Source organism: Anoxybacillus sp. PDR2, from assembly GCF_009834045.1.
Taxonomy (GTDB): domain Bacteria; phylum Bacillota; class Bacilli; order Bacillales; family Anoxybacillaceae; genus Anoxybacteroides; species Anoxybacteroides rupiense.
On record NZ_CP047158.1, the window covers coordinates 3,636,390 to 3,649,890 of the forward strand.

14 protein-coding genes are annotated in these 13,501 nt (G+C 45.2%); all 14 read right to left on the bottom strand.

Translation table 11 applies throughout. The features are described 5' to 3' along the window. Window position 1: 1 nt before the first annotated feature. The 14 genes from GRQ40_RS17520 to atpA all read right to left on the bottom strand — a co-directional run bounded on the left by GRQ40_RS17520 (window position 2) and on the right by atpA (window position 13,482). Window positions 2–1,534: an NADH-quinone oxidoreductase subunit M gene (locus GRQ40_RS17520; protein WP_159720604.1), complete on the bottom strand. Its 1,533-nt coding sequence runs from the start codon at window positions 1,532–1,534 to the stop codon at window positions 2–4. Then, window positions 1,534–3,390 carry an NADH-quinone oxidoreductase subunit L gene (nuoL, locus tag GRQ40_RS17525; RefSeq protein WP_159720606.1) on the bottom strand — a complete coding sequence of 619 codons (1,857 nt, stop codon included), beginning with the start codon at window positions 3,388–3,390 and terminating at the stop codon, window positions 1,534–1,536. Before nuoL ends, GRQ40_RS17520 begins: the two co-directional genes overlap by 1 nt. Before the next feature lie 95 nt (window positions 3,391–3,485). Then, entirely contained in the window at window positions 3,486–3,800 is a 315-nt protein-coding gene (nuoK, locus tag GRQ40_RS17530) for an NADH-quinone oxidoreductase subunit NuoK (RefSeq protein ID WP_044741562.1), read from the bottom strand. Beyond that, the gene (locus tag GRQ40_RS17535) at window positions 3,797–4,309 is read right to left on the bottom strand and encodes an NADH-quinone oxidoreductase subunit J (protein ID WP_159720608.1); all 513 of its coding nucleotides are present in this window, start codon (window positions 4,307–4,309) and stop codon (window positions 3,797–3,799) included. Before GRQ40_RS17535 ends, nuoK begins: the two co-directional genes overlap by 4 nt. After that, on the bottom strand, window positions 4,306–4,725 hold the full coding sequence (gene nuoI / locus GRQ40_RS17540) for an NADH-quinone oxidoreductase subunit NuoI (RefSeq protein WP_044741560.1): 420 nt from the start codon (window positions 4,723–4,725) through the stop codon (window positions 4,306–4,308). The genes GRQ40_RS17535 and nuoI overlap by 4 nt, the downstream gene beginning before the upstream one ends. Before the next feature lie 30 nt (window positions 4,726–4,755). After that, the gene (gene nuoH / locus GRQ40_RS17545; RefSeq protein ID WP_066150594.1) at window positions 4,756–5,760 is read right to left on the bottom strand and encodes an NADH-quinone oxidoreductase subunit NuoH; all 1,005 of its coding nucleotides are present in this window, start codon (window positions 5,758–5,760) and stop codon (window positions 4,756–4,758) included. Continuing rightward, on the bottom strand, window positions 5,757–6,857 hold the full coding sequence (locus GRQ40_RS17550; RefSeq protein ID WP_159720610.1) for an NADH-quinone oxidoreductase subunit D: 1,101 nt from the start codon (window positions 6,855–6,857) through the stop codon (window positions 5,757–5,759). Before GRQ40_RS17550 ends, nuoH begins: the two co-directional genes overlap by 4 nt. Window positions 6,858–6,860: 3 nt before the next feature. Beyond that, window positions 6,861–7,862 (bottom strand): NADH-quinone oxidoreductase subunit C, encoded by a 1,002-nt coding sequence (locus tag GRQ40_RS17555; RefSeq protein WP_159720612.1) that lies wholly within the window; start codon window positions 7,860–7,862, stop codon window positions 6,861–6,863. Between the two features lie 3 nt (window positions 7,863–7,865). After that, window positions 7,866–8,378, bottom strand: coding sequence for a NuoB/complex I 20 kDa subunit family protein (locus tag GRQ40_RS17560; protein WP_044741556.1), 513 nt, complete (start codon window positions 8,376–8,378; stop codon window positions 7,866–7,868). After that, entirely contained in the window at window positions 8,369–8,737 is a 369-nt protein-coding gene (locus GRQ40_RS17565; RefSeq protein WP_159720614.1) for an NADH-quinone oxidoreductase subunit A, read from the bottom strand. The genes GRQ40_RS17560 and GRQ40_RS17565 overlap by 10 nt, the downstream gene beginning before the upstream one ends. Before the next feature lie 386 nt (window positions 8,738–9,123). Next, window positions 9,124–9,525 (bottom strand): F0F1 ATP synthase subunit epsilon, encoded by a 402-nt coding sequence (locus tag GRQ40_RS17570; protein WP_044741555.1) that lies wholly within the window; start codon window positions 9,523–9,525, stop codon window positions 9,124–9,126. A 25-nt stretch (window positions 9,526–9,550) separates the two neighbouring features. Further along, on the bottom strand, window positions 9,551–10,972 hold the full coding sequence (gene atpD, locus GRQ40_RS17575) for a F0F1 ATP synthase subunit beta (RefSeq protein WP_044741554.1): 1,422 nt from the start codon (window positions 10,970–10,972) through the stop codon (window positions 9,551–9,553). Window positions 10,973–11,033: 61 nt separating this feature from the next. Further along, window positions 11,034–11,888 carry a F0F1 ATP synthase subunit gamma gene (locus GRQ40_RS17580; RefSeq protein WP_159720616.1) on the bottom strand — a complete coding sequence of 285 codons (855 nt, stop codon included), beginning with the start codon at window positions 11,886–11,888 and terminating at the stop codon, window positions 11,034–11,036. Window positions 11,889–11,973: 85 nt separating this feature from the next. Then, window positions 11,974–13,482 carry a F0F1 ATP synthase subunit alpha gene (atpA, locus tag GRQ40_RS17585; protein WP_066150609.1) on the bottom strand — a complete coding sequence of 503 codons (1,509 nt, stop codon included), beginning with the start codon at window positions 13,480–13,482 and terminating at the stop codon, window positions 11,974–11,976. Window positions 13,483–13,501: the final 19 nt, after the last annotated feature.

Below are 13,501 nucleotides of genomic sequence, written 5' to 3' on the forward strand. Positions count from 1 at the left end.
CTCACCCTCCTAACCCATTCATCATCAGTTGAATCGGCGCTTTAAGCGGCTGCGCTAAAATATGGGGGTAAATGCCTATTAAAATAATGCAACCAAGCAATATAAGGACAGGAATAAGCTCTATCGCATGAATATCTGACACGTTTGCCTCCGCCACTCTGGACTGTGCTTTTCCGTAAGTGATATTCAGAACGGCTCGCAATAAATAGACAGCGGTCATAATTATTCCGAGCGTACCGATGGCAGCCAGGATGGGCGTTGACCTAAATAAGCCCAAAAACGCCATAAATTCACTAATAAATCCAGACATGCCAGGTAAGCCAAGCGAAGCCATCGCCCCTGCCAATAAAAAGCCAGAGGCCAGTGGCATTATTTTGGCTGTCCCCCCTAAATGACCAAGCTGTGTCGTCTGAACACGTTCATATAAAATACTAATTAATAAGAAGAGAAGCGCTGAGATCAGGCCATGAGAAACGACTTGAAAGATAGCGCCTTGTATCCCTGCTTCATTCAAAGCGCCCAGCCCAATCAAAACAATTCCCATATGCGAAATACTAGAATAAGCCAGCACCATTTTAAAATCTTCTTGGACAAAGGCTAAAAAGGCCCCATATAGTAGATTAATAACCCCCAATAACGCAATCACGGCCGCCAGCCGATAAAATTGCTCAGGAAATAATCCCATGCCAAAACGAATCAAACCGAACGCGCCAATTTTCAGTAGCACACCTGAATGCAGCATGACAATCGCTGGAGGCGCCTGCACATGGACTCGCAACATCCAGCTATGAAGCGGCACAATCGGCAATTTAACGCCAAAAGCGACGAGCAAGGCAATCAATAAGCCGTATCGCAAATCCGTCGAGATCGGCGCAATCATCTGGGCTGCTGCCTGCGGATTGTGAAGCATTTCTTTTAGTAGCGCAATGTTGGATGTCCCTGTGCGCGCAAATAAAATTAAAATGACAAGCAACAAAATGGCCGAGCCGATTCCGTTATAGATCAAATAGCTGTATGCGGCTCTTTCTTTTTCGAAATAGCCCCATTTCCCGATTAAAAAGAACATCGGAACAAGCGTCAGTTCGAAGAAAATAAAGAACAAGATTAAATTTCCGGCAGCAAATACACCTAGCATGCCGATCTCAAGCAATAGAAACAGCATAAAATAGCCTTTCCATTCTTTTTTTATATGAATGGAGGCAATGGCCGCCAGCGTTGCTAGCAGCGCGGTCAGCACCATCATGACAAGTCCTAAACCATCAACCGTCAGCTCGTAATCCACGGTAAACGTTGAGCTGGACAGAAAAGCAAACTTCCCGAACTGAATCCAGGCATGCTTTTCCGCTAAACGGTTTAAGTCATATCCACCTAAGTATTGACTAAAAGCAAACAGTGCTAAAATAAGCGATGGCAATGTCCCCAACACACCAAGCCATTTGATCGTTTGCTCCTGCTCCTTTGGTACAAAGGCTAGTAAAATCATGCCAAGCAATGGGGAAAAAATAAGCAATGACAGGAAGTACGTCTCGTTCATTATAAATACCCCCCCGTAAACGCGAGAATGACGATCAGAACCGTCAAGCCGATAAACGTAACCGCCCCATACCATTGAACCTGTCCATTTTGCCATTTCGATCCCGCTGTGCCGATCGCCCGTATGAAAGCAGCCAACACATTGGCGAAGCCTTCAACAATAAAGCGGTCGAGATACTGCAAAAACAGGCTCAATACTTTCACCATATAACCAACGGTCATGCGATAAAACTCGTCGACATAATACTTATTCAGCAGCACGTTATATGTAAGCGAATTTTTGGAGCTAAGCCAATCCCGTGCCAGCGAACGCTTTCCGTACATCAGCCATGCGAGATAAATGCCGGCGAGCGATACAGCTGTGGCAACGATCATGATCCATAAAGGAGCTTCTTCATGCGAAGGAGCGGATTCACCTGTTAAAAAGTCGCCAAGGAATGGGCCAAACCACGGTGTATTTACATATCCAGCGGCAATGGACAGGATGCCGAGAACGATCATAGGCCATGTCATCGTTGCCGGAGATTCATGAACATCGCCCGCTTCACTGCGCCCGTCACCGCTAAACACAAGGAAAAAGAGGCGGAACATATAAAAGGCGGTGAAAAAGGCGGCGACTACAGCAATCCAAAATAATACGACATGCCCATGCATCCATGCAGCCGCTAAAATCTCATCCTTACTAAAAAACCCGGACAATAGCGGAACTCCGCTAATGGCTAGCGTTCCAATCAAAAACAACGGCGCGGTCAACGGCAGCTTGCGCCAAAGGCCGCCCATCTTCTCAATATCTTGCGTGTGCACAGCATGAATGACACTGCCGGCAGCAAGAAACAACAAGGCTTTAAAAAACGCATGTGTCGTTAAATGAAAAACTCCCGCCACATATCCCCCAGAGCCAAGCGCCAGCATCATATAACCGAGCTGGCTCACGGTTGAATATGCGAGCACTCGTTTGATATCTGTTTGTACAAGGCCAATAGACGCGGCAAAAATAGCGGTAAAACCGCCAACAACCGCCACGGTAAGCATCGCTGTTTCACTTGCTTCATAAAGCGGGAATAGCGATGCTACGAGATACACACCAGCTGCCACCATCGTAGCGGCATGGATGAGCGCCGATACAGGCGTCGGACCTTCCATGGCATCCGGCAGCCATGTATGAAGCGGAAACTGGCCAGATTTGCCGATCGCCCCAATAAAAATCAGAATGGCACATAACGTTATCATCGTTGCTGAAACATTGCCTGCTTGAACGGCAGCAAAGATATCATCATATTGAAAGCTTCCCGTTTGCCAAAACAATAAAATCATGCCAATCAGCAAACCGACATCGCCAATACGCGTCATAATAAACGCTTTTTTGGCAGCTGCTTTTGCTTCTTCCTTGTAAAAATAAAAGCCGATAAGTAAAAAGGAACCAAGACCAACCAGCTCCCAAAAAATATACGTTTGCAGCAAATTATCAGAAATGACTAAGCCGAGCATGGCAAACGTAAACAATCCAAGATAAGCATAAAACACCGAAAAGCGGTCGTCTCCATGCATATAGCCTTTGGAATAAACATGAACAAGAAAGCTTACAAGCGAAACAACAACAAGCATAAGCGCGTTCAATGCATTAATCTCAAAGCCCATGGCTATGCTGACCTTACCGATTGCAAGCCATTCCCGGTGCAGTTGATAGGTTGGTTCATGAAATCGTTCGATCAGCACCATTGCTGCGCTGATAAAGGAAAGAAACGTGGCAGCTATTCCGATATAAGCGCTCCTTTCCTTCATGCTCTTTCCGGCCACGAGCAAAATCAGGAATGAAAAAAGCGGGAAAAGCGGTATGATCCAAGCGTTTTCCATCATTGTATCACAATCCCCTTTATCAAAAGGGCCCATAGCCCTTTTTTCATTTTCAACATGCCATCCACTGATGGTGTCGGAACACTTCCCTTGCTCCACTAATGCTTCATCGAATCCATTTCATCTATATGGACCGTCTTCCGATTGCGGTAAAGCGCCATTAAAATCGCTAATCCAACAGCCGCCTCGGCTGCTGCAACCGTGATCGTAAATAAAGCGAAAACTTGTCCTGTGATGCTCGGATTTACGCCATATTTACTAAAAGCAACTAAATTAATATTCACCGCATTCAGCATTAACTCAATACAGATTAGCACAATGACCGTATTACGCTTTGTTAATGCCCCATATAACCCAATACAAAACAAAATTAATGCGAGCACAAGGTAGGCAGACAAAGGAACGGTACTCATGATTTCGCCTCCTCGTCTTCTTTTTTCGCTAATACAATCGCTCCCACAAGTGCCACTAGTAAAATCACAGAGGTAATTTCAAATGGTATCACATATTTTGAATAAAGCGCGATCCCGATTTGCTCTGCATTTTTTTCATGAAGATGCGTCGCTTGCTCGCCGAAATCTAAACGATAAATACCAGCATATACCGCTGCGCCAAAAGCAAAGACAGCAAGCGCCGTTAACCCCTTTCGCCAAAATCCTCCCGTTGTCGTTTTCCCTTCATCCCGATGGCGCGTCAGCATAATGCCAAACAGCATAATAATCGTAATGGCCCCTGAATAAATCAGCACTTGAACAGCAGCCACAAATTCCGCAGATAAAAGAATGTATATTCCGGCGATGCTGACAAAAGTAAAAATCAAGGAAACAAACATATGCATCACTTTTGTCACATTTAGCATGAGCACGCCACCAGAAATGGCAACAAGCGCAAGGACCAAAAATGCGAAATATTCACCGTTCACGGTTTATTCCCCTTTCGCACATTTTCATCATTTTCATCAAGCCATTCCAAGTTTTTAAACAAGGCGTCACGACTATATTCCGCCAACTCGAAATGATTGGTCATGACAATGGCTTCGGTTGGACAAACTTCCGTACAGAGATCACACAAAATACAGATCTCAAAATTAATATCGTACGTATCAATAATTTTCCCTTTTTTAGTGGGATCCGGATGCTTCTTTCCGGTCAGCTGAATACAGTCCGTCGGACAAATCGCCGCACATTGATTACAGACGATGCATTTTTCTGGATAAAATTTTTGAATGCCGCGAAATCGATCGGGAAGCGCCAATGGCTCATTCGGATAATCATACGTTACCTTCTGTTTCGTTAAATTGGAGAGGGTATACTTTAAACCTTTCGCTAATCCTAGCACAACGGACACCCCTTTTTCCGGTTATTTTCGTTACGAGAAGAAAATCGTTTTTATCAGCGCCGTTATAAAAATGTTGGCTAACGCAACAGGAAGCAATACCTTCCATCCAAATTCCATCAGCTGATCGGCTCGCAGCCGCGGAAATGTCGAGCGGAACCAAATAAGCACAAAAACAACGATGCTAAATTTCAGTGAAAACCAAATAGCTCCAGGAATAAAGCCAAGGAACATCACAGGCTGCCAACCGCCCAAAAATAAAATAGTAGTCAAGGATGCCATGGCAAAAAGGTAGACATATTCTGCGAGCATAAAGAACGCCCAACGAAAACCAGAGTATTCAACATGGAAGCCGGCAACAAGCTCGGATTCGGCTTCTGGTAGGTCAAACGGCGTCCGATTCAACTCGGCGACGGAAGCAATAAGAAAAACGAGAAACCCAATTGGCTGAATAAAAATGTACCATACATGCTTCTGCGCTTCCACAATATCGTTTAGATTTAAGCTTCCCGTTAATAAAATAATCCCGATCACTGACATCACAAGTGGAATTTCGTAGGAAATCATTTGCGCGGCTGCCCGCATGCCTCCAAGGAGCGCATACTTATTATTAGACGCCCAAGCTCCCGTCAAAACGCCAATCGTTGATAATCCAGACACAGCAATGTAGTAGAGAAGTCCAACACCAATATCAGCAAATTGAAGTGAATCGGTAAAAGGTAGTGTAGCTAATACCATAAATGCTGGAGCAAACGCAATAACAGGGGCTAAAATGAATAGTGGCCTATCAGCCGCTTTCGGAATGGTATCTTCTTTGATGAGAAGCTTTAAAACATCGGCTACCGTCTGTAAAAGCCCCCACCTTCCCCCCACTTGATTCGGACCAATTCTCCCTTGCATAAACCCCATGACTTTTCGCTCCGCTAAAATACCATATGTAACAAACCCTAATACAACGAGGAGCAAAAGGACACCAAGTCCGAAAAAGATAGCAAGATTCGTCCAGCTAGGCACAGAACGCAGCAACTGCTCCATCAGCCATCCACCTCCCCAAGTACAATATCAATCGCGCCAAGAATCGCAATTAAATTCGCAATGTTTTCTCCCTTTAAGAGCTTTGGAAGAATTTGCAGGTTATAAAACGACGGCCGACGGAACTTAAGACGATACGGTTCTTTTTTTCCATCACTAGCAATATAGCAGCCTATTTCTCCTCGTGGGGATTCAATGCGGACAAATGCTTCTCCTGGCGGCGCTTTAATAATGCGCGGCACTTTCGCCATAATCTCCCCTTTTTCCGGAAACTGTTCACATGCTTGTTCAATGATTTTTAATGATTCTTCAATTTCGGCAAGCCGGCATTCATAGCGAGCAAAGCAGTCGCCATCTTCACGGACTGGAATGTCAAAATCAAATCGGTCATAGATAGAGTAAGGCTCGTTTTTGCGCAAATCCCATTTTACCCCTGTACATCGAAGATTCGCACCGCTTAATGAATAGCTTAGCGCTTCTTCTTTTGTATATCGCCCTACGCCAATTACGCGATGACGAAAAATTTCATTTCCAGTGACCAGTTCATGGTATCCTGCCAGCTGCTTCCGCATATATGGCACAAATTCTTTTACTTTCTCGATCCATCCATCTGGAGCATCCCACTTTACACCGCCGACACGCATATAATTAAACGTGAGACGCGCGCCTGATAATTCATTTAATAGATTAATAATCATCTCCCGCTCACGAAATGCATATAAAAACGGGCTAATGGCGCCAATGTCTAATAAATACGTTCCCCACCACACTAAATGGCTGGCAATTCTGCCGAGCTCCATAGCCAATACCCGCAAATACTCCGCGCGATCTGGCACTTTCATTCCCATCATCGTCTCCACAGCATGACAAATGACATAATTGTTGGTCATCGCCGATAAGTAATCCATTCGATCGGTATATGGGATAATTTGTGTATATTGTAAATTCTCAGCTAACTTTTCCGTTCCTCGATGAAGATAACCGATAACGGGTGTAGCTTCTTGAATAATTTCTCCATCGATTTTAAGTACGAGACGAAATACGCCGTGTGTGCTTGGATGCTGCGGGCCTACATTAAGAAGCATTTCCTCTGTTCGAAGCATCGGCTACACCTCCACATCATATGGCTCATAATCTTTTCGAAGCGGATGTCCGACCCAATTTTCCCCTAAAAAGATGCGAATTAAATTAGGATGTCCTTGGAAGCGAATACCTAACAAATCATACGCCTCGCATTCCGGCCAATTCGCGCCTGGCCAAAGCGGAACAAGCGACTCAATTTCAGGATGATCGCGATCCAGCTTCACTTTTAATGCGACTGGCTGATCGTTTTTATAAGAATAAAGATGTACATACACCTCCATATGTGTTCCAAAGTCCGTTCCATGGAGCTCCGACAAATAATCGAAGCCTAGTTGCTCATTATATTTTAAAAACTGGGCGACTTTGTAATAGGTCGTTCTCTTGGCAACAAGCGTCGGCACATCCTTGGAAAGTCGGTTAATATAGGCAGCTTCTAAGACATCTTCCCCAAGATGCTCATGAATTACCTTTATATACTTATCAAGAAGCGGTTGATTCGGCGATGGAGTTTCCTCCGGCTTGGCGGTTTCGGCTGCTCCTGCTGCCGCTTTTGCCTTCGCTGCTGCGGCTGCTTTTGCTTTCGCTGCAGCAATCGCTTTTGCCTTTTCTTTGGCAAGATCCTGTTCATGATCACTGCCATCGCCTTGCTGTTTCGCCAACGCCGCCGCTTTCGCCTTTGCCGCTGCCGCTGCTTTTGCTTTCGCTGCAGCAATCGCTTTTGCCTTTTCTTTGGCAAGATCCTGTTCATGATCACTGCCATCGCCTTGCTGTTTCGCCAACGCCGCCGCTTTTGCCTTCGCCGCTGCCGCCGCCTTTTGCTTCGCTAGCTCTAAGGCGTCTCTTTCTTCAGATATAGGCTTGCCTTCTTCCTCATGTGATGGAAGCTTTTCTAAGGGAAGGTCTGCTGTATCTTCTTTAGATGTTTTCTCCGCTTGCTCCTTTGCTGCCATCCGTTCACGCGCCAATCGTTTGGCCCGTTCCGCTGCTTCCTTTTTAAGCTGCTGTAAATCTTTCTCATCGCTCATCTATTACAGCACCTTCTTCCCCGTCTTTGCTTCGTAGCGAATCTTTTCTTTTAATTTATTAATTCCGTAAATTAATGCGGCCGGATTTGGTGGACAGCCCGGGATATACACATCTACCGGAACAATCTGATCCACGCCTTTCACTACACAGTAGGATTTGACATAAGGACCGCCCGCCGTCGCACAGGACCCCATGGCGATCACCCATTTCGGTTCCGGCATTTGGTCATATAAGCGGCGAACGATCGGCGCCATCTTTTTCGTTACGGTTCCCGATACAATCATGACGTCAGATTGGCGGGGAGACGTACGGAAAAAGGAGCCAAATCGATCCAAATCGTAATGGGAGGATCCTACTCCCATCATCTCGATGGCACAGCAAGCGAGCCCAAAGGTTAGAGGCCATAGCGAATTGCTGCGCGCCCAAGCCTTCAATTGCTCAAGGGTTGTTAAAAAAACATTTCGTCTTAATTCTTCCATTTCCTCTTCTGGAACATTTAACAATTTTATGTCCATTTTAACACCTTCTTCTTCCAAGCATATGCAAGTCCAATCACAAGCATGGCTACAAAAATAAGCATTTCAATCAGCGCAAATAAACCAAGGCGATTGTAAGCAACAGCCCAAGGATACAAAAATACCGTTTCTACATCAAAAATGACAAACAACAGAGCAAAAATGTAGTAGCGTACATTAAATTGAATATGCGAATCGTGAAAGGGTTCAATTCCACTCTCATAAGTAGTCTGTTTTGCATTGTTAGGAGCATGGGGACGCAAAATTCGCCCTGCGGTCAAAGCAACCAGTGGGAGCAAAATTCCAAGACATAAAAACACAAAGACGATTAAATAATTATTCAAATAGACATTGAGCAATGCTTCATTCGCCTCCTTTTTTCTGATAAATAACAATTGAACAAAAATATAAAAAAATGAAAATTTGTAATCGTTATCATTATAACATTTATATCCAGAAGTGTCGACAGACCGCCCAGTCTTGCCAATAATAAATATTTTTATTTTTCAAATAAATAAAAAACAGGAGAAAATCCCCTGTCCAAACTATTGCAAGCGCTTTCATTCCGCGTTACTGAACTCGCTCATCCGCTCGTGAATGTTTTTGTTCGACTTTGCATCTTCGCTTGGTTTCATTCTTTGCCTGCCAAGCGTTTTCAACCTTGAATGAATGATGGATAAAATGTTTGTAGACAAAGCCAACGTTGGCTTTGTCTACAGCCTAAAGGCAGGGAACTCCCCTGCCTTTAACGTTTTCCAGCTATCTCTAACCGATTGATCGCTCGTCTTAAAGCAAGCTCGGCGCGTTTGAAGTCAATATGATCCTGTTTGGCCTCCAAACGTCTTTCTGCCCGTTCTTTTGCTGCTTGTGCGCGAACTACATCAATGTCTTCCGCTTTTTCTGCTGCTTGCGCGAGCACGGTTACTTTGTCGGGACGAACTTCTAGAAAGCCGCCGCTGACTGCGATAAGTTCTGTTTTTCCGTCTTTTTTTAAGCGTATTGAACCGATCTCAAGCGGAGCAACAAGCGGAATGTGCCCCGGCAGAATGCCGAGCTCTCCGCTTTTTGCCTTCGTGCTGACCATTTCAACGTCCGCTTCATACACCGGGCCATCAGGAGTAACTACATTGACTTTAATCGTCTTCATCACAAAAGCCTCCTATGTCCCTAAATTAGACTTCTACGCCCATTTGTTTCGCTTTTTCCACTACTTCCTCAATGCGGCCTACAAGACGGAACGCATCTTCTGGAAGATGGTCGTATTTTCCTTCCAAAATTTCTTTGAAACCGCGAACGGTTTCTTTTACAGGCACGTAAGAACCTGGCTGACCTGTAAATTGCTCCGCAACGTGGAAGTTTTGCGATAAGAAGAATTGAATACGGCGAGCGCGCTGAACCACAAGTTTATCCTCGTCAGAAAGCTCGTCCATACCAAGAATGGCGATAATATCTTGCAATTCTTTGTAGCGCTGCAACGTTTGTTGCACTTTACGCGCCACTTGATAGTGCTCTTCACCAACGATTTCTGGCGAAAGCGCGCGAGATGTCGAAGCAAGCGGGTCTACCGCAGGATAAATCCCCATCTCAGACAATTTACGCTCCAAGTTCGTTGTCGCATCTAAGTGTGCGAACGTGGTTGCTGGAGCTGGGTCTGTATAGTCGTCCGCTGGTACGTAAATCGCTTGAATCGATGTTACTGAACCAACAGCAGTTGATGTAATCCGCTCTTGTAATTGACCCATCTCTGTCGCAAGCGTTGGCTGATAGCCTACCGCAGACGGCATGCGTCCTAATAGCGCCGAAACCTCGGAACCCGCTTGCGTGAAACGGAAAATGTTATCGATGAAGAACAACACGTCTTGTCCTTGCTCATCACGGAAATATTCCGCCATTGTCAAACCTGTCAATGCTACGCGCATACGCGCACCAGGCGGCTCGTTCATTTGTCCGAACACCATCGCCGTTTTGTTAATAACGCCGGAATCCTTCATTTCATGATAAAGGTCGTTACCTTCACGAGTACGCTCACCGACGCCCGCGAATACCGAGATACCACCGTGCTCTTGAGCGATGTTGTTGATAAGCTCTTGGATTAATACCGTTTTACCTACACCGGCACCACCGAACAGACCGATTTTTCCACCTTTGATGTATGGTGCAAGAAGATCGACAACTTTAATTCCTGTTTCAAGGATTTCTACTTGAGTGGAAAGCTGTTCAAATTTTGGTGCTTGTTTATGAATGGAATCGCGACGTGCATCCGCCGGAATTTCTCCATCTAAATCAATTGGCTCTCCCAATACGTTGAATACGCGGCCAAGTGTCACATCACCGACAGGCACGGAAATTGGCGCCCCTGTGTCAATGACTTCCATGCCACGAATGAGACCGTCCGTAGAAGCCATCGCAATCGTACGAACAGTATCGTCGCCAAGGTGAAGGGCCACTTCTAATGTTAAGTCAATATCGACTTCATTTTCGTTGCGCGCTTTATGTTGGATTTTAAGGGCGTTGTAAATCGCAGGAAGATGTCCGCTTTCGAACTTTACGTCTACAACTGGACCCATAATTTGAAGAACGCGTCCTTTTGTCATCCGTTTTCCCTCCTAACTTGCTACTTGAACGTCTCTCTGACGCATGCACCGACGCAGCTGGTTATTGCAGCGCATTAGCTCCTGCCACGATTTCCGTAATTTCTTGCGTAATCGCTGCCTGACGGGCACGGTTATATGAAAGTGTAAGCGTACGAATAAGTTCTTTTGCATTATCAGTCGCATTTTTCATTGCCGTCATGCGCGCCGCATGCTCACTTGCTTTGGCATCTAACAATGCCCCATAGATCAAACTTTCGGCATATTGCGGCAAAAGCACTTCCAAAATTTCTTCTTGTGACGGCTCAAATTCATAAGATGTTCGTTTTTTCTCAGCCACTAAATCCGTAAGCGGCAAAAGCTTTCTTTCCGTTACATCTTGTTGAATCGCGCTTACGAAATGGTTGTAATACATATATAGCTCGTCAAATGTACCGTCAGCAAACATGCCTACAGTTTGGCTGGCAATTCGCTTTATATCAGCAAATGATGGCTGATCTGGCAATCCGGTAATGTTTAAAACAACCGGGATATTGCGCTTTTGGAAAAAGTTCAAGCCCATACGGCCAATGGCAATGATCGCATATTCATCTGTCGATTTATGACGCTCCTGAATGGTTTGATAAACCGCTCGAAGAATGTTGCTATTGTATGCACCAGCTAATCCGCGATCAGATGTAATAACCAAATAGCCCGTCTTTTTGACAGGACGTTTCACTAGCATCGGGTGATTGACTGAACTGCCTAATGAAATGTTTGCGACAACCTCTTGAATTTTTTCCATATAAGGAACAAACGATTTCGCATTGGTTTCAGCGCGATGCAGTTTTGAAGCGGAAACCATCTCCATCGCCTTTGTAATTTGGCTTGTTTTCTTCGTCGAGTTGATTCGCGTTTTAATATCGCGTAATGATGCCAAAGGTTTTCACCACCTTTTTTGCGCTGAATCTATTGATAGAGACAAGGAACAGAAGGCTTCACGCCCCTTCTGCTCCTGCCGCCTTTTATTCAGAAACAACAAATGTTTTCTTGAAATCTTCGATCGCTTTGTTGAGATCTTCTTCGCTTGGAAGATCTTTTGTCGTGCGAATATGATCAAGAATGTGCTGGCCGTTTTGATCAAGCCATGTAAAGAATTCTTTCTCAAAACGACGAATATCTTCAACCGGAATATCATCTAAGAATCCGCGTGTTAATGCGTAAATGATAGCCACTTGTTTTTCTACTGGAAGCGGTTCGTGCAACCCTTGCTTTAACACTTCAACTGTGCGCGCACCACGAGCAAGCTTTGCTTGTGTCGCTTTGTCGAGGTCTGAACCGAATTGCGCGAATGCTTCAAGCTCACGATACGCAGCTAAGTCAAGACGAAGCGTACCGGCTACTTTTTTCATCGCTTTAATTTGCGCAGAACCACCTACGCGAGAAACGGAAAGACCCGCGTTGATTGCCGGACGCACACCAGAGAAGAATAAGTCAGATTGCAAGAAAATTTGTCCGTCTGTGATTGAGATAACGTTCGTCGGAATATAGGCAGAAATGTCCCCTGCTTGTGTTTCAACGAACGGCAATGCAGTCAAAGATCCTGCTCCTTTTGCATCGCTTAATTTCGCCGCACGCTCTAAAAGGCGAGAATGCAAGTAGAATACGTCCCCTGGATACGCTTCACGGCCTGGAGGACGGCGCAATAATAGGGAAAGCTCACGGTAAGCGGCCGCTTGCTTCGATAAATCATCATATACGACAAGCACATGCTTTCCTTTATACATGAAGTATTCTCCCATTGATACCCCAGCGTATGGAGCTAGGAATAGCAATGGAGCCGGTTGCGAAGCAGAAGCAGTGACAACGATTGTGTACTCTAACGCGCCATGCTTGCGCAATGTTTCAACAACGTTACGAACCGTTGATTCTTTTTGTCCGATTGCCACATAGATACAAATCATGTTTTGGTCTTTTTGGTTCAGAATCGTATCGATCGCAACCGATGTTTTACCTGTTTGACGGTCTCCGATAATTAACTCGCGCTGACCGCGGCCGATTGGCACAAGTGCGTCAATCGCTTTAATACCTGTTTGTAATGGCTCATGTACTGATTTACGATCCATAACCCCAGGTGCCGGGCTTTCGATTGGACGAGTCTCCGTTGTTGCAATCGGTCCTAATCCGTCTACCGGCTGTCCTAATGGGTTGACGACACGGCCGATCAATGCTTCACCAACAGGAACCTCCATAATACGGCCTGTCCGACGAACTTCATCGCCTTCTTTAATATCTGTATACGGACCTAAGATAACGATACCAACATTGTTTTCTTCAAGGTTCAGTGCCATTCCCATGACACCATTTGCAAATTCAACGAGCTCCCCTGACATGACATTGTCAAGGCCATGTGCGCGCGCGATACCGTCACCAACTTGGATTACTGTACCTACATCGCTCACTTTGATTTCAGACTGATAGCTTTCAATTTGCTTTTTTATCAGCGCGCTAATTTCTTCAGCTCTGATGCTCATGCATTTCACCCCTATCTAT

Coding starts and splice junctions, on each gene's coding strand:
- nuoK (WP_044741562.1), bottom strand. CDS start 3,800: ATGAGTACCGTTCCTTTGTCTGCCTACCTTGTGCTCGCATTAATTTTG.
- GRQ40_RS17550 (WP_159720610.1), bottom strand. CDS start 6,857: ATGCTTCGAACAGAGGAAATGCTTCTTAATGTAGGCCCGCAGCATCCA.
- GRQ40_RS17560 (WP_044741556.1), bottom strand. CDS start 8,378: ATGGACATAAAATTGTTAAATGTTCCAGAAGAGGAAATGGAAGAATTA.
- GRQ40_RS17570 (WP_044741555.1), bottom strand. CDS start 9,525: ATGAAGACGATTAAAGTCAATGTAGTTACTCCTGATGGCCCGGTGTAT.
- atpA (WP_066150609.1), bottom strand. CDS start 13,482: ATGAGCATCAGAGCTGAAGAAATTAGCGCGCTGATAAAAAAGCAAATT.
- GRQ40_RS17555 (WP_159720612.1), bottom strand. CDS start 7,862: ATGAGCGATGAGAAAGATTTACAGCAGCTTAAAAAGGAAGCAGCGGAA.
- nuoL (WP_159720606.1), bottom strand. CDS start 3,390: ATGATGGAAAACGCTTGGATCATACCGCTTTTCCCGCTTTTTTCATTC.
- atpD (WP_044741554.1), bottom strand. CDS start 10,972: ATGACAAAAGGACGCGTTCTTCAAATTATGGGTCCAGTTGTAGACGTA.
- GRQ40_RS17520 (WP_159720604.1), bottom strand. CDS start 1,534: ATGAACGAGACGTACTTCCTGTCATTGCTTATTTTTTCCCCATTGCTT.